The sequence below is a fragment of the Bacillus sp. z14 (2026) genome (genome assembly GCF_058313575.1).
On sequence record NZ_JBZFQK010000001.1, the window covers coordinates 959111 to 983631 of the forward strand.

The window sequence follows — 24521 nt, forward strand, 5'->3', positions numbered from 1 at the left end:
ATTTTGTTGAGTAATCTACCTTTTTAGAAGAATCTTTTTTCATAGAACCTGCAAAAATTTGCACATACGAAAAATTCTGCATGCAAATTTATTCAAGACTAAACTTTTGCAATTTATAATAAAAATTACGAATAGACAAACCTAGATCACGGCTGGCAGCAGTTTTATTCCCATTATGCTTTTCTAAAGAACGCATAATAATGCTTTTCTCCACTTCATCCAATTGATCCGCTAAACTTTGTTTATCATTTATTGTTGATCTTTTTTCGATTGTATGGTTAGGAGAACCTTCTGCAGCCTTCAATAATTTTTCAGGTAAATGCCTCTTTTGTATAATTTTTTCATGCTGATCCATAAAAATTATGGCTCTCCCTAATATATTCTCTATTTCCCTTACATTTCCAGTCCAATCATATTCCTGAAGCATGATGAGTGCCTCACCGCTTATATCCTCAATACTTCGGCCATACTCCAAATTCAACTTTTTGATTAAGTGGACGCATAATGGGGGAATATCTTCCTTACGTTCCCTTAAAGGCTCAATATATATAGGCATTCTGTTAATTCGGTAATATAAATCTTCTCTGAAGTTTCCTTTTGCAATCGCTTTCTCAAGATTGACATTGGTCGCTGTTATCACACGCACATCAATGGAAATAGGCTTGGTTCCTCCTACACGAACTATTTCATTCTCCTGCAAAACGCGAAGAAGCTTCGCCTGCATATTTTGAGAAAGCTCACCAATTTCATCAAGAAATATGCTGCCATTATTGGCTTCTTCAAACAGTCCTCGTTTACCGCCACGCTTTGCACCTGAAAAAGCTCCATCTTCGTAGCCAAATAACTCACTCTCTAAAAGCGACTCCGATATCGCTGCGCAATTCACGCGGATGAATTTATTATATTTTCGATCACTGGCATTATGGATTGCATGGGCGAATAGTTCCTTGCCTGTACCCGATTCACCCCTCAATAATACGGTAACTGGCGTACGGGCGCATAAACGGGCCTGCTCCAATGCCAATTTCATCTCTTTAGATTGGCCAATAATATCGTCAAATGTATATTTAGCTTCTAGATTACGAATGATTTGTCTCGCCCTTTTCAATTCCTGTGTCAGGCTTTGTATTTCAGAAAGGTCATGAATGACGCCAACGCTTCCCTTCAAATAACCATTCACCATAATCGGTGCTACATTAACCACCACATCCCGGTTCGATGCCCCCACCTTCATTCGTACGCCTCGGACAGGTTTTTTTGTTTTCAAAACCTGCATATGCATACTTTTACCTTCTGTAATATCTGCCGTAGCAGGTTTGCCCAGGACATCCTCTTCGGTCAACCCGGTAATTCTGGTATACGCAGGATTAATTAAGATTCCATTCCCATCCTCATCCACTACAGTTATGGCATCTTCACTCGAATGAATAATAGCTTCGAGCATGTTTTGAATATGCTTTAAATTTGTAATTTCCTCTGCTAAGCTTGTAAATTCCGTGATTCCTTTGAAAACGGCCAAAGCTCCCAGTAAACCGCCTTCTTCATTCTTGATAGGCATTCTGGTTGTTACCACATCTAAATTTTTATCCAAATGAGCCCGTTGATTGCTCTCCGTTTTTCTTGTTTTGAGGATTTCAGGAAGACGGGACGCAGGAATAACTCTATGTATGTGCTGACCGATTGCTTGTTTTCTGGGGACACCGGTAATCGTTGCTGCAGCCTGATTAAAAAAGATGATTTTCTCTTCTGTATTAATAAGCACCATCCCGTTATCGGTCGCATTCAAAACTAATTCATGTAAATATGCCTCTTCTTTCGACTTCCTGATTAAACTTTCTTTCTCTTGAATCAGATTGGCTAACAGAAAGGCAATCTGCCCGTGAACTAAAAGAGTGTGATTACTTTTATGGCGGGCTATATCCTGGTAAACTTGCTCATCCCCTGTCACTTCAAAAATGATATCCGAGCCATCAGTGATAAAATCTACCCAGTCACTGCCTGTTTTTATATGATTTTGTTCAGCTAATTGAAGTCCCACTGCACTCGAATGACGATCCACTACTCCTATAACCTGATAATCCTTTGCCTCAAGTAAGATTTTTAAAATGGATAGCCCTCCAGTGCCCGCCCCAATAATCAAAACTGTTTGCAAGGCAATCTCCTCCTTTTGAAGTGAAGGTGCAGAATAGTGCAAATTTTTTCATTGTTTCCTCTATCATAAGTTATTTGAATAAACTTGACAAATTTTCTATATTTTATAAAGTTGAAGATAGAAATACACTTAATCAGGACGTGATGAATTGCAACGGATAATCGCCTTTGCGCTTTTATTGATTCCGGGCCTTCTAACCGCACTCGGAATTAAATGGATGAGAGACATGATTTTTGGCAGACTCAGCCCAATGCTGCCTGCCCTTTGGGTACAATTTTTATTAGGTTTACTATTATTTATTGGCGGACTTTCTTTTATTGCCGGATTCGTGTTTTATCGCGATCGAAAACGTAATAAAGTTCAAAATCGATTTAGTGAGAAACCTGTCCGTAAATGAATTTCAGGTGATCCTTACAGGCATACAACCATTAAGTTTTGCAAGGGTGCCAATAGAAGTACCAATTTTGAAGACCAGATCCTACATGATTTGGTCTTTTTTTATGACACATATTTAAAAGAGTTGGTAATTGAAATGTTATTTATATTAATCGCTATATGAGGATAAGGCAGGAGGTGAGGGAATTATAAAAGGATTTGTTCGTAACCTTGGTACTTATGACTAAAGAAGGAGACAGCTTTTATTGGCTGTCTCCTTAATTGACCTAATTTCGCAATTAGTTCTAAAAGATGTAAAACTATTTTATTTAATGGCTGAACTTCCAGTAAACTTTATGAAATCCTTTTCAAATTATATAAACTAACAGCGTGAATAATATAGGTTCCAGTTAATAAGAACCATATAGCCATTTTGTAACCATCAAAAGAAAATGGTGTTATAAATTCATCAATTAAAAAAATAAAGAACCATCCTAATATGAATATCGGGAAAGCAATTGAGTAAGATGTGTTTAATATACCCTTCCCTCTCTCATCCTTACTCTCGTCTCCAAATTGGAATTTCACACTAAAGAACACAGAACCAAAAAAGATCAATATATACGCGATTATAGCGATAAGCAGAAACACTGCCATTATAACCCCTCCCCTTTTTTTCTATACTGGAATACTTCATTAATCCCAACATTAAAAGCTTCTGCAATATCAAAGGCTAGCACTAATGACGGGGTATAGTTACCTTTTTCTATCGAAATAATTGTCTGTCTGCTAACCCCTGCGCTTTTAGCTAAATCCTGTTGAGTCATTTTTCGTTCGGCTCTTAGAATACGAATTCTATTTGATAATAAATATTCCTCTCCTCCCACACAAGCCCTCCTTTGTAAATATTTGTTAAGTTAATTGTAAAACTAATTTTACCAAAAGTAAAGTTTGTTTTACAAATTAGTTTAAAATTGGTAACCTCATTCCACTCTTCTAACCGTTAGCTGAAAAAGTATATATTCGTTTTCCATTTCCGAAATACCTTTTTTCATACTAAAAAACGAACGTATACAATACGTTCGTCTGTTATAATGCTATTCACGAAACACGATTCCACGCTTCGACTATATCACGATTAGAAAGGCTCCAACCAAAAGATATCCTATTGCTATATCCTACTTTAGTTGATCTATTTATGTACGCATATATCTAATTTTAAACCAAAGGCTGCCCATTTTAGTCTACTTATATGATCTGCCTTCTTGCAAATACTTTTGGTAGGCCTCTTTTACTTTATCTTTTCTTGGCTCATCTTTTAAAAGATAATTATGTACCTTAGTTATAAGGTATAAGCTTCTGACAAGACATCCTAATACTATTCCCAAAACAATTATACCGCCATATAAGTAGCCAAATATCGCAAAGGTAAAATACCCTATAACTATGCAGCCGACGATACAGAGTAACACTAACAATTCATCATCCCCTATTCATCTATATGGATAAATATACCACGAAAATGGATAAGTTCAGATGAAATTATTGATATTGATTCCTGAGCTGAATCGCTTTATCTGGGTCATCCGTAATAAATGCAGTGCATCCCACCTTAAATAATCGCTTCATATCTGCTTTGCGGTTCACCGTATAAGGCCTGACTGCAATCCCAGCTTTCATAGATTCCTCAATGATTTCATTAGGTGCTGCTTTGTATTTTGGATGAATCCCTTTCGCTTTTATCGAGCTTGCATAAATCCAGGGCATATATAGCCCATCTGAGTATAATGGCGCTGTTTCAATCTCAGGAGCCAATCGATGACAATAGACCATACTATAGTGATTAAACGAGGACAAAACCGTCCTCTCTTCCATGTCATACTCACGAATCATTTCAATCACTTTTTCTTCCATGCCTGGATAGGGAAATACCCCATTTTTTAATTCAATGTTCAATAGTAAATCATTTGTAGCCAACCACTCCATAACTTCCCGAAGAGTAGGTATACTAGCAAATTCTACAGTTTTGGAGTTATTGGCAGCATTGAGCTTTTTAATCTCTGCAAGAGTAAAATCACGAACATTACCTTCTGAGTCTGTCGTACGGTCAACCGTTAGATCATGGATGACAACAAGCTCACCATCTTCCGTTAATTGTACATCCAATTCAATCCCATCTGCACCTGCATTAAAGGCTTCGATAAAAGAAATCATCGTGTTTTCCGGATACACAGCAGCATATCCTCTATGTCCAAATATTAATGTCAATATTCATACCTCCGTTCAAAACATATAAATTCCTATTCCCTATATCAGTTTATTTCATGCATCTATTTTATAGGACAGGATTTAGAATACAAACTAACAAAACCGGAGGAAGTAGGATATTTTCTCTGGAGGTAATTATTAAACAGTATTCCCGTAAAGGTAGCTGTTCTTTCATTTTTGAGTCTCACAAGATTAGGAAAATCTGCAAGGCATAAAGCTAGGGGAGTACATGAAGAAGGGGTTAAAACAAAACGGGTAGACTTTTGTAGCTAATATGTGGTATTTAATCCAGATTAAAGGTCAGATGATTAGAAAGAAAAGAAGTATCCATGCAAATTTCATTTCACAGATACCTCTTTATGATAATAAACCAGACAGTTGGTACATAAGGTTTATTAATTAATCGCGTCGCACCACTAAGGGTTAGATCACAAGTACGTCAATTACATATGATTAAGATGCTTTATGCTCGAGTCGAAGCTTATCAGCGACCATTGCAATAAACTCACTGTTTGTCGGTTTCGCTTTCGTCATACTGACTGTGTATCCAAATAATGAGGAGATGGATTCAATGTTTCCTCTGCTCCATGCGACCTCAATTGCATGTCGAATAGCACGTTCTACACGGCTCGCAGTAGTGTTGAATTTTTTCGCAATATCCGGATAAAGGACTTTAGTAATCGAACCAAGCAGTTCAATGTCGTTATAAACCATAGAAATTGCTTCACGTAAATACATATAGCCTTTAATATGCGCAGGTACCCCAATCTCGTGGATAATGCTAGTGATACTTGCATCAAGGTTTAGAGGCTTAGATTCCGATGGCTGACGCGGTGTATATGTGCTCGTTCTCGCTATGCCAGCACCCTTTTCACCTGTCTGTCTAATATGATTGACAAGGTTATCCATATCAAATGGTTTAAGTATAAAATATGACGCTCCTAGTTCAACCGCTTTTTTCGTAACATCTTCCTGGCCAAAAGCAGTTAACATGATGACATTCGGAACACTCGTTCCTTTTTGAGAATCTTTAATTCGCTCCAAAACGGCCAGACCATCCAAATGCGGCATGATAATATCAAGTACTAAAACATCCGGCGTTTGCTGTTCAAGCATGCTTAAACAATCCTGTCCATTATGGGCAACCCCTGTAATCTCCATATCCGGCTGTTCTGATATATACTCTTCCAATAAAGCAACAAGTTCACGATTGTCATCAACGACACATACTTTTATTTTTTTCAACCAGATATCCTCCTCAGACATTTCCTTTATTTTCTATCATTTCTAATCTTTATTCTAACCGAGAAATTCGACATTGCAATATAAAAAGCATTGAAAAAATGAAAAATACTTAAAATTATATATTAATACAAGTTTTGCTCCTGAATCCTCTTTATTTCGACTGTTTTCGTCTTAACATGCAAATAATATTATTCAATTGTCGAAAAATCTCCACTCTACTCCCCATTGTACTACCAATAAAAGGAAAAAGCAGGCTGAATTACCCTGCTTTTTGATCCTTTTGATAGATATTAATACCTGCTTCATTGAGCATCCATTCAATATGAACTCCGTATCCGCTTGTTGGGTCGTTGACAAAAACATGCGTGACTGCGCCAATAACCTTCCCTTTTTGTATAATTGGACTCCCACTCATTCCTTGCACAATCCCGCCAGTTTTGCTTAATAAATCTTTATCGGTAACCTTCAAAACCATTCCTTTAGTTGCCGGAAATTTTTGCGGAATAGTACTGATTATCTCAATATCGAATTTCTCTACCTTATTTCCGTTCACAACTGTATAAATCTCAGCTGGTCCTTCTTCGACTTCATTTGATAAAGCAATTGGCATTGGTGTATCATTTACTCCATTGTCCACTTGCCGATTCAACCGTCCAAAAATACCGAATGGAGAATTACGGTTTATATTCCCGATTACTTCCCGATCAGCTGCAAAACGAGCCAGCTTTTCTCCAGGATTTCCATTGCTTCCTTTTTCTATCGAGGTAACGGTTGACTTAACAATTTGACCATCCTTCACTACAATTGGCTTTTTTGTATCCATATCAGAAATAACATGACCTAAAGCCCCATATTTTCTCGTCTGTGGATGGTAAAAGGTCATTGTACCTATACCCGCAGCTGAATCACGAATATATAACCCCAATTTAAATACTTTCTCATTCTTATCCTTTAAAGGAGATAATTGTTTGGTCAATTTTACATTATCCCGAAATATATCTACAATCAGCGGTTTATTATTCTTCTCAAATTCCTGAACGAAAGGAGCGACATCCTGCATTTTGGTAATTGGTTTCCCGTTTATAGCAGTAATAATATCTCCAACTTGCACTCCTGAAATCTCACCTGGCGAAAGATTGCCTTTCTCGGTTGCTATTTGATGATGGCCTACCACAAGGACACCCAATGTATTCAATTTCACTCCAATGGATTGCCCTCCCGGAATTACCTTAAAATCCTTTAAAACCTCTATGTCAACCGTTTTAACAGGAATACCTGCAATATTAAAAACGACTTGGTTATACCCATTTTTAGAGCCCTTAATATTCAGAGCCTTGGAACGATTATCAATTAAAACTCCAGAGTTTGCAGAGACCACTTCTGCGTTAAGGAACTGGCTTTTTTTAAATGATTTATTTTGTCCTTCAAATAAAGTAAGTTTGGTGGGAATTTCAAAATATTTTTGCATTGGGTGGCTAAAAATAACGGCTAACAGCGAAACAAGGAGAAATACACCGAAACATTTTCTTATTGATATCGATTTCATCCATTCACTCTCCTCGTTTCTATGGCTACCCTTATAATTTTGCCGAGAGGGATTGACTTTATAACAAAAGTACAAAATAAAAAGCTACCCATTATGGATAGGAATAACAATGGTAAAATATTTACATAAGATAATTTTAATGAGGAGACAATAGTATTGAAAAAAACTGAGGAGAACGCTCCTCAGTTTGTCTTTATATTGTATTTAATTTGATCAGCCTGATTCAGCATTTCTTTTACATGCTCTTCTGTTAAAGCTGTTAATTCTTTACCGGAAATCATTCGGCCAATCTCTATTACTCGTTCCTCTTTTTCAAGCGGTTTGACATTCGTTTTTGTACGGCCTTCTGTAATTTCCTTAGAGATAAATAAATGAATGTCTGCCATAGCTGCTACCTGCGGCAAGTGACTGATACATAATACCTGCGAGCCTTCCGACACACGGTATATCTTTTCGGCTATTGCCTGTGCAACCCGTCCGCTGACTCCTGTATCTACTTCGTCGAAGATAATCGATGTGATTCCCTGGTGTTGAGAGAAGATATTTTTGATAGCCAGCATAATACGTGAAAGTTCTCCACCGGAGGCTGTTTTGGATAGCGGCTTTACAGGCTCGCCAGGGTTAGCAGAAATATAAAATTCCACCTGATCTATCCCGTTCTCACCAATAAGATTGGATTGATCTTGTCCAGAATGATGAAAATACACTTCAAATACGGCTTTATCCATGTACAGCTCTTTAAGTTCACGGTGGATTGCGTCCGTTAGAAGATGTGCATATTTTTGTCTCAGCTCTGACAGATTTGTGCCCTCTAGGATTACTTCTTTCTCTAAAGCTGATAGCTGGGTTTTTAATTTTTCAAGATGTGTTTCGCGATTCAATATCGTATCAATCTCTTCCTCAATGGTTGCAGCATACTCCAGAATTTCCTTGATCGTCTTACCATATTTCCGCTTCAAATGATTAATTTCATTAAGTCTTGCATCAATATCATGAAGTCTTTCAGGATCAAACTCCAATAAATCCAATTGGGAACGAATCGAGCTTGTTACATCCTCAAGAATATAAAACGCATTTTTCACTGATTCAGATAACTCTTTATATTGTTCATCAATGTGTTCAATTCCTTGTAGGTCTGTCATCGCATTACCGACCCAATCAAGTCCGCCATTCTCATTATTTAAGGACATATAGGAATTATGTAGACTTTGGTGAACCTTTTCAAAGTTACTCAGTTTATGCTTTTCCTCCATTAATTGCTCTTCTTCATCAATCTCCAATTCAGCCTTTTGGATCTCATCAAATTGAAATTGTATCAAATCAAGCCTGTGTGCCATTTTCTGCTCATTTTCACTTAATTTTTTCATTTGCTGACGGGTTTCATTATATTGCTTATAAAGCTTCCGATATTCAGTCAGAGATTGTTTAATATCCTGCTCGCCAAATTGATCCAATAAAGGGAGATGAAAATCGGGATCCATTAACTCCTGGTGTTCATGCTGTCCATGAATATCAATTAATTTTCTCCCTACCTCTCTTAAGGTTGAGATTGTAACCATCTTCCCATTGATTCGGCACACACTTTTCCCTGAGGTATACATATCTCTTCTGATAATAATTATATTGTCTTCAGATTCAATCCCAAATTCTTTTGCTTTCTCTATGGCTGGGTGTAATGAATCCGGCAACTGAAACAAACCTTCCAGTTCAGCTTTTTCTTCACCATGTCTTATGAATTCAGACGATCCTCGTCCACCGGCCAATAGCTGTACTGCATCAATGATTATAGATTTACCGGCACCTGTTTCACCAGTAAGTACAGTCAAACCTTTATCGAGGGAGAGCGTTTGTGATTCAATGATGGCGAAATTACGAATGGAGAGTTCCAATAACATCTTTCATCCCAACTTTCTTAAAGCATATCAAGAAAACGTTTTGATATGATTTCAGCATCTTTTTCATCTCTGCAAATAATTAAACATGTATCATCTCCGCAAATCGTTCCGAGAATCTCTTCCCAATCCAAATTGTCCATTAACACACCAATTGCCTGAGCATTACCTGGTAATGTTTTCATGACCAATAGATTGTTGGCTGAATCAATTCGCACGAACGCATCTACCAATGCCCGTTTAAGTTTTTGAAAAGGGTTAAAGCGCTGATCTGCTGGCAGGCTGTATTTATAGCGTCCATCCTGCATTGGTACTTTTGCCAGATGCAGTTCTTTAATGTCTCTTGATACAGTCGCTTGCGTAACATTTACCCCTTCCGCTCTTAAAATATCCACTAAATCATCTTGTGTTTCAATATTATTATTTGTAATGATTTCACGTATTTTTATATGTCTTTGACCTTTATTCATCTAGTTTGACACCTCTCAATATAATGCCTTCCATACCTAATGTTAGCGGATTTTGTCACAAAAGTACATGTATTTTATGTATTTTTATGCAAGGATTGCATAAAGAAATAACCCCCATGGCAAAGCCACCGGGGGATTAAACATTTCACTTATCTTCACCTTTATTCGTTTTTAACGCTTCGTGTGCCGCTTCAACTATCTGCTCAAGATTCACGACTACATCTTGTGTACAATCGGAACCTTCCCCTGGCCAGTATAAATGGAATAAAAATTCAATATTTCCATCCCCGCCTGTAATGGGGCTAAAAGTAGCTTCTTTTAGTATATAGCCTTCCTGGATAGCAAAGTCTCGAATTTGCTCCACAACTTGAAGATGTACTTTTTTATCACGAATAATTCCTTTTTTTCCAACCTGCTCACGACCAGCTTCAAATTGCGGTTTTACAAGACTTACAACATCGCTTCCAGGCACAAGAATTCGTTTTAAAGCCGGTAAGATAAGCTTTAACGATATAAAAGAAACATCAATTGTAGCAAATTCTGGCAGACCTTCAGTGAAATCCTCAGGTACTGAATGACGGAAGTTCGTTCTTTCCATTACGACTACCCGCGGATCCTGTCTCAGCTTCCAAGCCAGTTGGTTATAACCGACATCAACAGCATATGATTTTTTTGCACCGTTCTGCAGGGCACAGTCTGTGAACCCTCCCGTCGATGACCCAATATCAATCATTAACTTATCCTTAACGGAAATAGTAAATGTCTCCATAGCCTTTTCCAGCTTGTAGCCGCCTCTTGATACATAAGGCATTACTTGCCCTTTTATGGATAGCGGCGCATCGGTAGCTATTTTTTCACCAGCCTTGTCCATTCGCAGGTCGTTTGAATAAACAATACCAGCCATTACTGCCCTTTTTGCCTTTTCTCTTGTTTCCGCTAATCCACGTTCAACCAATAATACATCTACACGTTCTTTTTTCATATTTAATACGCCTTTTTCGTCACTTTATAGGTCATCTTAGATAATTTTTCTACCACTTGTTCAGCCGTTAGGTTAATATCATGAAGCAATTTACCGACGCTGCCATGTTCTACAAATTCATCCGGTATTCCAATTCTTTCGATATAAGCTTTATGGAATCCATTTTCCTCTGCAAATTCAAGTACTGCACTTCCGAAACCACCCTGAAGAACAGCTTCTTCTATTGTTAGGATTGGCAAATTGGCAGACATTAATTCAGCAAGCATTTCATGATCCAATGGTTTTATAAAACGAGCGTTTACTACCTTCACATGAATATTATCCTTCTGAAGTCTATCAGCTGCTTCCATCGCCATTGGAATGGTTGTGCCGAATGTTAATATGACAGCATCATTTCCTTCACGCAGGACCTCCCAAGTACCAATCGGGATTGTTTTTAGCTCTTCATCCATCGGAACACCCAAACCATTTCCTCTTGGGAATCGCATGGCAATCGGACCATCATTATATTGAATAGCCGTATTCACCATATGCTGTCCCTCATTTTCATCTTTGGGCATCATAATAACCATATTAGGCATAGGGCGCAGGAAGGAAATATCAAATACACCCTGATGGGTTTCTCCATCTGCTCCAACAAGTCCTGCTCGATCAATCCCAATGAAGACATTTAATTTTTGTCGGCATATATCATGAAGAACCTGGTCATAAGCACGTTGCAAGAATGTAGAATAAATCGCTAGGAATGGCTTCATTCCCTGCGTGGCAAGTCCTGCAGCAACAGTAGTCGCATGCTGTTCCGCGATTCCGACATCAAACATTCGATCAGGGAATTCAGAAGCAAATCCGAGCAGCTTCGAACCTACCGGCATTGCCGGAGTAATCGCTACAATCCGCTCGTCTTCTCTCGCCAATCTTCTGACAGTCTCGCTGACTAGTGCACTCCATGCCGGAGGTGCATTCAATTCCTTGATTATATCGCCTGTCTCGATTTTATATGGCCCCGTACCATGCCACGTACCAATTGCATCTGTTTCCGCAGGTTTATAACCTTTTCCTTTTTTCGTAATCACATGCAAAAGAACAGGACCTTTTGTTTTTTTAGCATATTTAAGGTTTTCAGACAAATCTTCAAAGTCGTGTCCATCAACCGGACCTAAATAAGTAAAGCCCAGTTCCTCAAAAAACATTCCGGAAACAACCAGATACTTCAAACTGTCTTTTATACGTTCAGCTGTATTAGCAAGCTTGCCACCCACAGCCGGTATTTTTTTAAGCAGTTGTTCCAGCTCATCTTTAACATAGTTATATTTGCCTCCTGTCCGCATTCTTCCGAGAATAGAATGCAGGGCACCTACGTTTGGAGCAATGGACATCTCGTTATCATTTAAGATAACAATCATATCTTTTTTTTCATGTCCTATATGGTTTAATGCTTCAAGGGCCATACCACCTGTTAAAGCACCATCACCAATAATAGGAATGATAAAGCTTTTTTCTTTTTTCAAGTCACGAGCAATCGCCATACCCATTGCAGCTGACAAAGAAGTTGAGCTATGACCTGTCTCCCAAACATCATGCTCACTTTCATTCATCTTTGGAAATCCACACAGCCCTTTGTATTGACGGAGAGTTTCAAACTGACATGCCCGCCCTGTCAATATTTTATGAACATAAGACTGATGGCCGACATCCCACAAAAATTTATCCTTTGGGCTATTAAACTCCTTATGTAAGGCGAGCGTTAACTCTACTACACCCAAGTTTGGTCCAATATGCCCGCCGGTAACAGATAGTTGTTTAATTAAAAAATCCCTAATATCCTGTGCCAAAGACTCCAATTCCGCATTGGACATCTTTTTAAGAAAAGATGGGTCTTTTATGGATAGCATATCCATCAGGATCACTCACTTTCATTTCTTTTTCTTTTGAGTCTCTTTCCCTTATTTTCCTTTATAATAACAATTTGGAAATGTTCTTCGAGAATGTACAATACTTTGCCCACTGCAAATATAATATCCTTTGAATATCGAATAGCAAGGGTTTTGCCCATTGCTTTACCGCCCACTGTCAATGCTGCGATTAAACTCGTTAAAATAATCGAACCAACACTTTCAGCTACTGACGCTTCATTCCAGTCAAAGCTGATTGATAATTGTACAATCACAATTGCAGTTGCTGTTCCACTAACAATACCCGAAATATCCCCGATTACATCATTGCAGAAGCTTGCAAACCTATCGGCATTTCGAACGATCCGAATAGAATGCTTCGCTCCGTGTACCCGATTGGAGGCCATTGCATGAAAAGGAATTTCATCAGCAGCAGTAGCTGCAATACCAATCATATCAAAGAAGATACCAATAAGTACAATGCTAAGAACAATCGCCAAACCACTTATCCAACCAACGCCATTTAAAGCTACGGTAGATACGACTGTAAATATAGCTGCAAGAAGAAACGTAATAACGGTAATCGTAACTGTCCATCTGGCTGATTCTTTCAATATTTTTTTCATAATATATATACTCTAACCATCCTATATGCAAAATAAAGCCTGCTATCAGCAAGCTTTTAAAGTAATTTTTATAGGAGAGTGGTCATATAGGAAGTTAATTTTACGGCTTAGGTCCAGTAGGATTTCCCAGTCAGTTACCGAATGTCGCCATATCGGCGGTTCCCCTTTAAATCTGACTCAACTGCGTTTCCGTCAATTGGACTGGATTGCCACTTAGTCCGTACCTTAATCCTTCATATATGTCATTGAACAGTCTAGGAGATTTCCCCGACAGCCCTTAACCAATTCTTTAGCCTCTTTTGCAAAGCCGATTTCATGCGATGGCAGTAGATATATCAATGGCCAACTGATGTATATACGCTCCTTTCGCAATCCCCTCAAACTTCACTCAAGGCAGGCTACGCTGCACACAGTTTCCTGTTTATGCAGGTTTTCCAATATTCCAATTTATTTTCAAATCAGAATAAAGCCTCCGCGAAACCAGGGTCAACGCCCACATGCCATTGTGGATCGCCCTAATTCCTTACTTCCTGAATCGACCCAAAGCTGGGCGCCCCGAGCCAATCCAAGAACCATCATCGATGTGCCCTTTAGTGAATTTTTAGGCTCACTCTCCAGAACGGTAGACCGACTAGAATACTGCACCACTCTTAGATACCAAAAAGTATAGCATACATCATAATTCTAGGTAAGTGGATTTGGATGGAAAACCTTCCAAATCAATGGTCACGGTTTGCTACCAATTCAACAAACTTCAGTAATAAGGTCTCATTAAAATCAATTTCGGAAAGTAATATTCTTGCTGAATGAATATGCTGATCCAGCATTATTTTAGCTTTATCCATTGTTAAAAGGGATGGATATGTACTTTTATGATTAGTAACATCGCTTCCTACAGGTTTACCTATTACACTTTCGGAACCCTCAACATCAAGAATATCATCGCGGATTTGGAAAGCAAGGCCAAGATGGCGGGAAAACTCCCTTAGCTTCTCCTTCTGTTCCAAGCTTGCTCCCGCAAGTATGGCTCCGGCCATAATGCTGTACCCAAGTATTTTACCAGTCTTATTTTCATGGATATACTCAAGACCCTGTAAATCAACACCATTTTCCTCTGCTTCTATATCGGCCACTTGACCCCCAACCATGCCCTCAGCTCCGGCTGCTCTCGCCAATTCAAGAACTAATTCAAGTTTGACTGACGGGTTTATTTCATATTTAGACTGATTAGCAACGACTTCAAATGCTAATGTAAGGAGTGCATCGCCCGCCAGGACTGCCATTCCCTCTCCAAATACCTTATGGTTCGTTGGCTTGCCTCTTCTTAGGTCATCATTATCCATACACGGGAGATCGTCGTGAATCAATGAATACGTATGTATCATTTCAATAGCACATGCTGTATCAAGGCCAATCTCTCCCTCTTTGCCAAAGGCATGTAAAACAGCCAGCACTAATAAAGGCCTTAGTCTTTTTCCGCCGGCTTCCAAAGAATAACCCATTGCCTTTTGGAGAGTTGACGGGGTATTTAAATTAGAGACGATTTCTTCCATCCTTGACTCAATTTGATGTTTATTACTATTTAAGAAGGAAGCAAACTCTTCCATGTTACTCCTCCTCATCAATGGAAAATGGCTTAAACGCATCTTCTTTCATAATTAACGTTAATTGCTCTTCAGCTGTTTTAAGCTTATCATGACACCATTTGGATAACTCCATTCCTTCTTTGTAAAGATTAATCGACTCTTCCAATGGTACTTCTCCATCCTCGAGTCGCGCCACGATTCCTTCAAGCTTAGACATTGCCTCTTCAAATGTGATAGCAACCTCTTCCTTTTTACTCATATCAATCACTCTCCCTAATATCATTAACCGTACAGTCGATTTCACCGTCTTGTACAACAACTGTTATTTGATCGCCTATTTTTACAGACTCAGTTGATTTTATCAAGTTATCTTCATCTTTATAAACCAGTCCAAACCCCTTTTCCATAATCTTAAGAGGGCTGACTGCCTCAAGAAGCGTTACCGTATTCAAATAATCCCGCTGTTTACTTTTAACTGTATGGACAGCCGCACGGGTCATGCGAGACTCTATTTGTTCAATTTCACGTATTTTTCTCGATATCGAATTCAATGGAATATTACGCTCCACCGCTTTCGTGAGTGCCAACAATTGGTCTTGTTTACGTTCGAAATAAAGCTTGCTGTTCCGTGAAATACGCTCCGCCACTCTATCCAGCTGCTCTAATTTTTGTTGATATAACAGGTGGGGATATTTGAAAGCATATGATTTATGAATAGCAGACAAGCGATTTTTCTCTGTTTCAATCCGCTGATTAGAGTAACGAATCAGCTTCGTTTCCATTATAGTAATCCGTTCTGCAATATCACTTACCCTTGGCGCTGCCATTTCTGCTGCCCCAGTAGGAGTAGGAGCTCTTAAATCAGCTACAAAATCACTGATCGTTGTATCTGTTTCATGGCCAACAGCTGAAATAATCGGTATTTTAGAAGCATAGATAGCTCTTGCGACTATTTCTTCATTAAATGCCCATAATTCTTCAATAGATCCACCGCCCCGACCGACAATTAAGACATCAATCGGATACTCATTTGCTTGTTCAATCGCTTTTACGATAGAGGGTGCTGCCTGTTTCCCTTGAACTAAAGCCGGAAAGATCAAAATTTCCCCAATTGGATAACGCCTTTTTAAGGTCGTAATAATATCGCGAATCGCAGCTCCAGTTGGAGACGTAATCACTCCAATTTTAGCCGGAAACAGGGGGATTGGCTTTTTATACATCCTTTGAAAGAGTCCTTCTTGCTCGAGCTTTTTCTTCAACTGCTCAAATGCAATAAAGAGCTCTCCAATCCCATCAGGCATCATTTCTTTTATGTACATTTGATATCCGCCGGTAGGTTCATAAACACGTATTTCTCCTCGCAACAGAACCTTCATCCCGTTTTCAGGAGTAAACGCGAGCGATTGTGCAGATTTAGCAAACATCACCGCATTAATTCTTGATTTATCATCCTTTAATGTCAAGTACATATGACCGCTGGAATGCTTTTTGAAATTTGATATTTCTCCCTTTACATAAATATCCGCAAGATGAGGATCTGCATCAAATTTTCGTTTAATATACTTGGTTAAGGCGGCCACAGTTAAATATTGATTTTTCTCCATTTTATATATGGCCTCCTTCTTCGAATTATTATTTTACACATAAAAAAGCTGCCGTAAATGTTATTATAGCAATTTTCGGCAGCTTTTTATAATCATACTCTTTATTATTTTACAAAGATTTTTTAGCAACTTGAACCGTATTATACATGAGCATCGTAATTGTCATCGGACCAACACCACCGGGAACAGGCGTGATATAAGATGCTTTGTGTATGACATCATCAAAATCGACATCACCGCATAATTTATTCGATTCATCCCTGTTCATACCAACATCAATTACTATAGCGCCTTCTTTTATATCATCCGCTTTAATCATTTTAGCAATTCCCACCGCTGCAATCAGGATATCGGCCTGCTTAGTGAAGTGTCTCAGATCGACTGTTTTTGAATGACAATAGGTTACGGTCGCATTCTCATTTAAAAATAGCTGTCCGACAGGTTTGCCGACAATATTACTTCGACCCACAACCACAACATGTTTACCGGCAATCTCAATTCCTGTTTTTTGTACCATTTTTAATATCCCAAATGGTGTACAAGGCATCAATGCCTCCTGCTTGGTCATCATTCGGCCAATATTAATTGGGTGAAAACCATCTACATCCTTAGCAGGATCAATCGTTTCAATTACCCGTTTTTCATCAATATGCCCCGGTAAAGGTAACTGAACTAAAATCCCATGGATATCCGGACGATGATTCAGCTCTACAAGCTTATCAAGAAGCCTGTCTTCGGAAATAGATGCAGGGTAGGTGATCAACTCGGATTTCATCGCCAATTGTTCACATGCTTTTTCTTTATTTCGCACATATGTTTGCGATGCCTGATCGTCACCGACCAGGATAACCGCAAGACCTGGTATAATGCCGTTTTCTTTTAATAATTCAACTTCACTTGCAATCTCTTCGCGGATTGTTGCTGATATCGATTTCCCGTTAAGTATCTGTGCCGGCATGACAGCAGCTCCCCCTTAAAATCTTATCATCTTTTCTATTTATAAAGATTCTTTTATCTTGGATAATACTGCATTAATAAACTTCGGAGACTGATCATCCCCAAATAGTTTAGCTAATTCGATTGCTTCGTTAATGGCAGCGTTCTGCGGAACTTCTTCGTTGAATAACAGTTCGTATGTAGTTATTCTTAAAATATTACGATCTATATTAGAAAGACGGTCCAATTTCCAATTCTCTAAATTGGATATAATAAGACTATCTATCTTTTCCAACTGATCTGTCGTTCCATTTACCAATTGAACCAAATAGGGATCTGCCTCTGATTCTTCCACCACATGTTCTATAGCTAGTTCTCTTTCTACTTTCCCAACGTCTATTTGAAAAAGAGCTTGAAGAGCTTTTTCTCTTGCCTCTCTGCGTTTCATGAATAATTCTTACTCCTTTACTTTCGAAAAGTACACTAAACTTTGTGCACCTCGTATCATATATGAAATCATACCACATCATGACAAGTAAAGGTAGTATAGTAACATCATTTAAAGATTGTCATTAAGTGATTTACTATTAACTTACCTGCAGATGCGAACGACATCTTAGATCTCCCATTATTTCCCTTATAGTGAACTATATACAAAATTTGTTTCCAAAAAATAAAAGCACTCAGTATGGCTGATCTACCCCAAGAAAGTTAGATGAATACCTAACTTAATATAGGGAAGTTCAGTTCTGAGTGCTTTTTAGTCGGTGCGTCAGTGCCACAATGAGGGCAGCCTATACACCATTAGTTATACAATTATTTAGATTGTATCCTGGTAATCTGATTCAGCTTTAGCTGTTTCAAATTGAATGCCAACAATATGAATATTCACTTCAGTTGCTTCAAGAGCAGTCATATTTAATAATGTTTGGCGGATATTCTCCTGTGCTTCCTGAGCTACTTTCGGGATAGATACACCGAATTTCACAAGGCAATAAACATCAATTTTAATGCTGTCCTCATTAAGTTCAACTTTTACACCTTTGCCATGATTCTTTTTACCAAGCTTTTCTACAACACCTGAAGCAAAATTACCTCGCATTTGGGCAATTCCTTCTACTTCACTTGCTGCTATACCAGTGATCACCTCAATAACTTCAGGGGCAATTTCAACCTTGCCCAATCCATCATCATAGCTCTCTAAATCTACTGTTTGATTTTGTTCCATGTCATACACCTCCAAATCTTCTACCTCTATTATGGATTCATAACGTCATAAGTTTCAAGAAATTTTGTGTTAAAATCTCCAGAAACAAAAACATCATGGTTCATTAACCTTAAATGAAAGGGTATGGTTGTTTCAATACCTTCGACTACAAATTCTGATAATGCACGTTTCATTTTTTGAACAGCTTCGTCTCTCGTTGGAGCATGGACTATCAATTTTGCTACCATAGAATCGTAATATGGAGGAATAAAATAGCCTGTATATGCTGCCGAATCAACCCTTACGCCAAATCCACCTGGGGGTAAATACATTTCCACTTGACCCGCTGACGGCATAAAATTTTTATTCGGATTTTCCGCATTGATTCTGCATTCAATTGCCCAACCGTTAAATTGAACATCATTTTGCTCAACCGATAATTTTTCACCGGAGGCTACTCTGATTTGCTCCTTAATTAAATCAATTCCAGTCACCATCTCTGTAACAGGATGTTCAACTTGAATCCTTGTATTCATTTCCATGAAATAAAATTTTCGCTTGTGATGATCGAAAATAAACTCAACTGTTCCCGCTCCGGTATAATCGACAGCTTTTGCTGCAGTCACTGCCGCTTCGCCCATTTCGGCTCTCATTTCACTATCAATTGCAGGCGAAGGTGTTTCTTCTACGAGCTTTTGCATTCTTCTTTGAATTGAACAATCTCTTTCACCCAGATGGATGACATTCCCAAACGTGTCCCCTAAAACCTGAATTTCAACATGGCGGAAATCTTCAATAAATTTTTCAATATAAACACCGGGATTGCCAAAAGCAGTTAATGCCTCTTGGCGGGTAATGCGAAAACCTTTTAGCAGATCGGCTTCATCTCTTGCTATTCGAATCCCTTTACCGCCGCCCCCGGCAGTCGCTTTAATAATGACCGGATATCCGATGTCAGAAGCAACCTGAATGGCAGCATCTTCATCATCCACAATTCCTCTCGAACCTGGCACTACCGGTACACCGGCCGCGCGCATGGTCTCTCTAGCTACATCCTTTGTACCCATTTTTGAAATGGCATCCGCTGACGGGCCAATAAAGATCAGATGACATTCTTTACACATTTCGGCGAAATCAGCATTTTCGGCTAAAAAGCCGTAGCCTGGATGAATAGCATCACATCCTGTTAATTTTGCCAGACTGATTATATTTACCTTATTTAAATAACTGTCCTTAGAGGCAGTGGGCCCAATACAGTAGGCTTCATCCGCAATTTGTACATGCAGGGCAGTTTTATCAGCTTCAGAATAAACAGCTACCGTTTCAATATCTAATTCCTTGCAGGCGCGGATAATTCGAACGGCAATTTCACCACGGTTTGCAATTAGTACTTTCTTTATCATGAGTCGGTTCCTCCTATTCGGCTTTTACTAAAAACAGAGGTTGACCGTATTCAATCAATTGGCCATCTTCCACCAATACTTCCACAATCTCACCGGAAACTTCAGCCTCAATTTCATTAAACAATTTCATCGCTTCCACAATGCAAACAATTGTATCCTTCTTAACTTTTTCACCAATTTTTATGTATGGGTCTTCATCAGGCGATGATGCTCCATAAAATGTGCCAACCATTGGCGAAGTAATCTTGTGAAGGTTGGATGGTTGTTCTGTTTTTTCTCCCACAACAGGCGGTTTCTCTTCTATACTCTCAGATTGAACCTCTTGTTTAGATACAGATTGTACTGCCGGTGCAGGCACTGGTGCATCTGTTGGTTGTATACTGTTTTCTAATCCAGTACTTTTAATAATTTTTATTTTTGTACCCTCTTGTTCAAACTCAAACTCATTAATAGTTGTTTGGTTAATTAATTTTATAATTTCTCTTATTTCCTGTACTTTCATCAGGAACCACCCCTCCTATTTATGACCAGATACTAATATAATACTATAATAGCTGGTAGAAATTCAATTTTGATAAATAGATACCCCTTTTGCAATTTTCTAATTTTTGTTAAAAAGATTATTAAAAAAATCCAGTTATTCAGTCTGTATGCGCATACAAAACTTACTCTAGCTGCTTGATTCGGCAATGAAGTGAGTAGTTTATTTCCTCAAAAAAAGCATTTAAATTTCACTAGTAAAATCTCTATAGATCAATTTAGAAGCTTTCCTAATTTAACTCCCTCCTCTGCTTTCTCTTATGGCAGGTTATTTACAAGTTCGATAAAAACACCTCACAATCCTTTTTATTTACATATAAAATTATTGGATTGTTTACTAAAACTAATAATCCCACCCTGAGATGAGCTACGTTAAATATCTGTAAAACTATATAAACAGAATTTTGCCGGCCTGCTTTTAAAGAGTTTCCTAATCTCTCTGGACGTATTCCAGATAATCACAGATTACCTAAAATCCTTTTTCAGATACGCCAACTTGTCCGATTCCATTTTTATTTACTGATGGCTACACAGAGTATAGCTTCCTGCCAATACTAACATTTTGAGAACACTGTTCACCTGATTACGCTCCATCATTTGCTGGTAGTTGTGATTTGAATTATATAAACTAGCAATTATGGAGGGGAATTGGCTTTTAACTCTTTCCTTACACCAAAAACGATATCGGCAGCTCACCGATATCGTTTCATAGATTGGTATTATTTTTCCGGTTGAAATTCAACAGCAACTGCATTTGTTTTGCCAATTTCTTTTGTGACCATTTGGATAATTTCATTTGCAGCCCCTGCATCCTGTTTATCAGCTTTTACAGTAATTTGAATTTGATCACCATTAGCCCTTACCAATGCGTCTTTATAACCAAGCGCAATAATCATCGTCTCTAGCATATCCTCTTTTGTGGACATTTCGGCCAATGCCTCAATCTGTGCGTGTGCTTCCACTCTCTCTTCTTCCGATAAATCGCTTGAAGCAACTTTATTTGTCAGTTCCTCTTTCTGCCTGCTTCTTTCATCATTCAGATCAATACGCATCGCTTCAAAAATAGAATCACTTGATTCATTTGTTATAACTGTGGAAGACTCTTCATTTTCAGTTGAATCTTTAGACGAATTTGTATTTGTTTTTTCTTTCGTAGTCTGAGTATCCTGTTCCTGATTTACCGCTGTATCCTGTGGTGTTGTTATATAATATACACTTAGCACCGCCACCAAACTTAACATCGTCAATAACCAAACTGTTTGCTTTCTTAACAACATATTTTTCCTCCTTAAAATCCTTATTTTTTAGCTGATACGGCTACACGGTGACTTGGTACATCCAGCACCCTGGTTACCGCATCAATGATTTCCTTTTTTACACGAACATCATCTGCTCCCTTTGCCACAATTAATACTCCACGAATAGCCGGTTTCTTCGTTTCTCTAACCAGAGGAACCTCTTTATCCCCTTCGCGTATAATCACAATCTTTTCATCTGTTGAAAAATCCTCAACCTTTCTCTGCCCGCCATCACGGTCTGTTTCTTCTGTTGTTTGGCGCTGCGCGACTGAATTCTTTTCGTAAACCTTTGTTTCTGTTGCGTCAATATTGACGATAACGGATACATTTGATACCCCTTGCATCGTTTCCAATGTACCCTTCAATTCACTTTCATACATTTTTTCAATATCTCCGATTGATCCAGACTTTTTTGATGAAGTTGATTTCCAGGTCGTGACCGCTTCCTCTTCTTTCTGATTTTGCGTAGAACTCGCTTGAAAAACTTTATTTGTTTGTCCATTTTCAGAGGTGGGTTTATTCGTAAACATGCTTGCCACCATCAGTAATATACCGGCAATTAAAATAATGGCAAGATACCGATATGTTTTCTTTTGTTTGCCTCCCTCATCTCCTTTGGACAATAAGTCCTTAATCTTTTGAATCCAATCATTCTTCAAAGCCCATCACCCCCTTCATTTAATCCGATTACAATTTTATTTGAATCGATCCCCCATATATTAGATAGTATTGTGGATAGTTCGGATGACGGTATATCATTCATATTGGTTTGTTTCTGATCAATGTTAATATCAATTTTTTCTACGGGCTGCACAACCTCTGAGCTGGACTCTTGGCTTTCTGCCACAAATACGTGTATGGTTTCAATATTTTCTACATTCATTTCTCCATTCTTATCCAAAAGTGTAATTGTAATATCTTGAATGGCATAATTACTTTGGTCCATCAGCTCCTTTTCTGCTTCATTCTTTAATTGGACAGCCATATGTTCCAATATATATGCCTGCTGTGTCTCTTCTATTTCTCTTTTCTTACTTTCCATTGAATTTTCTAATTTTGGATTTTTCCATGTACTGCTCTGCATGATTTTTTCCTGAATGTTACTTGTAAAATTTTTATTAAAAATAGATAGAATGGGAGCGATGAAAACAGCGATCAAAAGTAACCCGATAACTAGCTTTGTATATTTCTGCATGGTTGAGTTTGGGAGGAGCATGTCCAAAATGATCGCAAATAAGATAAAAACGATTATATTAGTTACCCAATCAGTTAAAATACTCATTCATTCAGCCTCCTATCGAACCATCATCGTGATATTTCCTGCAGCCACGATTACAGTAACGGTCAGGAAGAACATAAGGCTGACAATGGCCAATGCAGCGAAAACGAAAATGATATTTTTACTGATAATCTCAAGACACTTAATCATCTGCCCAGCTCCAAGCGGTTGTAAAATCGCTGCAGCCACCTTATATACCATGGCGATTAACAATATCTTTAAAGCTGGAAAAGCTGTCATAATCAATAGAATGACCACACCCGCTATCCCAACTGTATTTTTTAAGAGGAGAGATGCTCCAATTACGGTATCAGCTGCATCGGTAAACATCCTTCCAACTACCGGAATAAAATTCCCAGTCACAAATTTTGCTGTTCTAATCCCAATTCCATCCGCCACTGCAGTTGATACTCCTTGCACGGAGATCACTCCTAGAAATACGGTCATGAAGATACCTAGCAATCCCACACTCCAGGTTCGTAATAAACCAGCTAATTGAGTGACCTTGTAGTGCTCAGAAAGCATGCTGACTATGCTTAGCAGAGTCGATAGAAATAACATCGGCAAAACAATATATTCAATTAACGCTCCGCTCGTATTCATTAAAAACAGGAGCATCGGATGAAAGAATGCTGATGACAGAACACCTCCAGAGCTTGCGATTAGCGCAAGCAATAAAGGGATTAAGGCAACCAGAAAATCCGTGATGGCGGCAATCGTATCTATCACATAATCAACTGCTACATAGAAGCTATTCAGTGCAATAATCATCAAAACCATAAAGACAATTGCATTTGCCACTTTACTGACAGATGTTTTTTCAAATGTGCTTTGCAATGTTTGCAGAAAGACACTGAATACAGTCAACAGAATGAGCGTTCCGAGTAATTTTCCATTAGCAATAATTTCATGGAAGATGAATTTGAGAATACCACTGAGCCATTCTTTTAAAGAGAATTTTTTCTCTCCACTTATAAAATCTACAAAGCTTCCTTTTTGGGACTCAGGCAAAAAACCTCCATATTCCTCGTAAACCGAATCCCAAAATTGTTTTAAATCATCAAGAGGAATATCGCCCACATTAAATGTTTCAACAGCCTGCGTTTCTTCTGGCAAATCAGTAGAGGTGGGAGAGGCTTGAGTTGTTTGGCCATTGCTTAAGCTAAGAATTAGAAATAGAATGATGATACTTGTCCACTTTAATTGCTTCATTTATTCTT

24 protein-coding genes are annotated in these 24521 nt (G+C 38.4%); 1 reads left to right on the top strand and 23 read right to left on the bottom strand.

What is annotated here, in order from left to right:
* Positions 1-88 precede the first annotated feature (88 nt).
* On the bottom strand, positions 89-2152 hold the full coding sequence (locus AC4G3O_RS04505; protein ID WP_066104908.1) for a sigma-54 interaction domain-containing protein: 2064 nt from the start codon (positions 2150-2152) through the stop codon (positions 89-91).
* Positions 2153-2300: 148 nt separating this feature from the next.
* Between AC4G3O_RS04505 and AC4G3O_RS04510 the strand changes: the two genes are divergently transcribed.
* The gene (locus AC4G3O_RS04510; protein ID WP_066104911.1) at positions 2301-2549 is read left to right on the top strand and encodes a DUF2627 domain-containing protein; all 249 of its coding nucleotides are present in this window, start codon (positions 2301-2303) and stop codon (positions 2547-2549) included.
* 332 nt (positions 2550-2881) lie between these two features.
* On the opposite strand, the gene AC4G3O_RS04515 is transcribed toward AC4G3O_RS04510, so the two are convergent.
* From AC4G3O_RS04515 to spoIIIAE, 22 genes are all read right to left on the bottom strand, one after another.
* Complete coding sequence (locus AC4G3O_RS04515) at positions 2882-3184, bottom strand: hypothetical protein (RefSeq protein ID WP_066104914.1); 303 nt, start codon at positions 3182-3184, stop codon at positions 2882-2884.
* Entirely contained in the window at positions 3184-3414 is a 231-nt protein-coding gene (locus AC4G3O_RS04520) for a helix-turn-helix transcriptional regulator (RefSeq protein WP_491135887.1), read from the bottom strand. Before AC4G3O_RS04520 ends, AC4G3O_RS04515 begins: the two co-directional genes overlap by 1 nt.
* A 655-nt stretch (positions 3415-4069) precedes the next feature.
* Positions 4070-4795: a glycerophosphodiester phosphodiesterase gene (locus tag AC4G3O_RS04525; RefSeq protein ID WP_140462039.1), complete on the bottom strand. Its 726-nt coding sequence runs from the start codon at positions 4793-4795 to the stop codon at positions 4070-4072.
* Positions 4796-5248: 453 nt separating this feature from the next.
* Positions 5249-6040 (bottom strand): sporulation transcription factor Spo0A, encoded by a 792-nt coding sequence (spo0A, locus tag AC4G3O_RS04530; protein WP_066104919.1) that lies wholly within the window; start codon positions 6038-6040, stop codon positions 5249-5251.
* Between the two features lie 259 nt (positions 6041-6299).
* The gene (gene spoIVB / locus AC4G3O_RS04535) at positions 6300-7586 is read right to left on the bottom strand and encodes a SpoIVB peptidase (protein WP_066104920.1); all 1287 of its coding nucleotides are present in this window, start codon (positions 7584-7586) and stop codon (positions 6300-6302) included.
* A gap of 182 nt (positions 7587-7768) precedes the next feature.
* Positions 7769-9481, bottom strand: coding sequence for a DNA repair protein RecN (gene recN, locus AC4G3O_RS04540; protein WP_066104921.1), 1713 nt, complete (start codon positions 9479-9481; stop codon positions 7769-7771).
* A 17-nt stretch (positions 9482-9498) separates the two neighbouring features.
* Positions 9499-9948 (bottom strand): transcriptional regulator AhrC/ArgR, encoded by a 450-nt coding sequence (gene ahrC, locus AC4G3O_RS04545; protein ID WP_066104923.1) that lies wholly within the window; start codon positions 9946-9948, stop codon positions 9499-9501.
* Positions 9949-10093: 145 nt separating this feature from the next.
* Positions 10094-10930, bottom strand: coding sequence for a TlyA family RNA methyltransferase (locus AC4G3O_RS04550; protein ID WP_491135888.1), 837 nt, complete (start codon positions 10928-10930; stop codon positions 10094-10096).
* A 2-nt stretch (positions 10931-10932) separates the two neighbouring features.
* Positions 10933-12828, bottom strand: coding sequence for a 1-deoxy-D-xylulose-5-phosphate synthase (gene dxs, locus AC4G3O_RS04555; RefSeq protein ID WP_139892485.1), 1896 nt, complete (start codon positions 12826-12828; stop codon positions 10933-10935).
* A gap of 5 nt (positions 12829-12833) precedes the next feature.
* Entirely contained in the window at positions 12834-13448 is a 615-nt protein-coding gene (locus AC4G3O_RS04560) for a CNNM metal transporter family protein (RefSeq protein ID WP_066104932.1), read from the bottom strand.
* A 719-nt stretch (positions 13449-14167) separates the two neighbouring features.
* Positions 14168-15055 carry a polyprenyl synthetase family protein gene (locus AC4G3O_RS04565; RefSeq protein WP_491135889.1) on the bottom strand — a complete coding sequence of 296 codons (888 nt, stop codon included), beginning with the start codon at positions 15053-15055 and terminating at the stop codon, positions 14168-14170.
* Position 15056: 1 nt separating this feature from the next.
* Positions 15057-15293 (bottom strand): exodeoxyribonuclease VII small subunit, encoded by a 237-nt coding sequence (gene xseB, locus AC4G3O_RS04570; RefSeq protein ID WP_066104937.1) that lies wholly within the window; start codon positions 15291-15293, stop codon positions 15057-15059.
* 1 nt (position 15294) lies between these two features.
* Positions 15295-16638, bottom strand: a complete 1344-nt coding sequence (gene xseA / locus AC4G3O_RS04575; RefSeq protein WP_066104940.1) for an exodeoxyribonuclease VII large subunit — start codon at positions 16636-16638, stop codon at positions 15295-15297.
* Positions 16639-16747: 109 nt separating this feature from the next.
* Positions 16748-17596, bottom strand: coding sequence for a bifunctional methylenetetrahydrofolate dehydrogenase/methenyltetrahydrofolate cyclohydrolase FolD (gene folD, locus AC4G3O_RS04580; protein ID WP_140462037.1), 849 nt, complete (start codon positions 17594-17596; stop codon positions 16748-16750).
* Between the two features lie 39 nt (positions 17597-17635).
* Positions 17636-18022, bottom strand: a complete 387-nt coding sequence (nusB, locus tag AC4G3O_RS04585; protein ID WP_066104944.1) for a transcription antitermination factor NusB — start codon at positions 18020-18022, stop codon at positions 17636-17638.
* Positions 18023-18394: 372 nt separating this feature from the next.
* Positions 18395-18802, bottom strand: a complete 408-nt coding sequence (locus tag AC4G3O_RS04590) for an Asp23/Gls24 family envelope stress response protein (protein WP_066104947.1) — start codon at positions 18800-18802, stop codon at positions 18395-18397.
* A gap of 29 nt (positions 18803-18831) precedes the next feature.
* Positions 18832-20184: an acetyl-CoA carboxylase biotin carboxylase subunit gene (gene accC, locus AC4G3O_RS04595; RefSeq protein WP_066104950.1), complete on the bottom strand. Its 1353-nt coding sequence runs from the start codon at positions 20182-20184 to the stop codon at positions 18832-18834.
* 13 nt (positions 20185-20197) lie between these two features.
* On the bottom strand, positions 20198-20689 hold the full coding sequence (gene accB / locus AC4G3O_RS04600) for an acetyl-CoA carboxylase biotin carboxyl carrier protein (protein WP_066104953.1): 492 nt from the start codon (positions 20687-20689) through the stop codon (positions 20198-20200).
* A gap of 754 nt (positions 20690-21443) precedes the next feature.
* Positions 21444-22001 carry a SpoIIIAH-like family protein gene (locus AC4G3O_RS04605; protein WP_491135890.1) on the bottom strand — a complete coding sequence of 186 codons (558 nt, stop codon included), beginning with the start codon at positions 21999-22001 and terminating at the stop codon, positions 21444-21446.
* Positions 22002-22021: 20 nt separating this feature from the next.
* Positions 22022-22681 carry a stage III sporulation protein AG gene (gene spoIIIAG, locus AC4G3O_RS04610; RefSeq protein ID WP_066104959.1) on the bottom strand — a complete coding sequence of 220 codons (660 nt, stop codon included), beginning with the start codon at positions 22679-22681 and terminating at the stop codon, positions 22022-22024.
* Positions 22678-23304, bottom strand: coding sequence for a stage III sporulation protein AF (spoIIIAF, locus tag AC4G3O_RS04615; RefSeq protein ID WP_066104961.1), 627 nt, complete (start codon positions 23302-23304; stop codon positions 22678-22680). Before spoIIIAF ends, spoIIIAG begins: the two co-directional genes overlap by 4 nt.
* Before the next feature lie 12 nt (positions 23305-23316).
* A complete protein-coding gene (spoIIIAE, locus tag AC4G3O_RS04620) occupies positions 23317-24513 on the bottom strand; it encodes a stage III sporulation protein AE (RefSeq protein WP_066104964.1) in 1197 nt (398 codons plus the stop codon).
* Between the last annotated feature and the right edge of the window lie 8 nt (positions 24514-24521).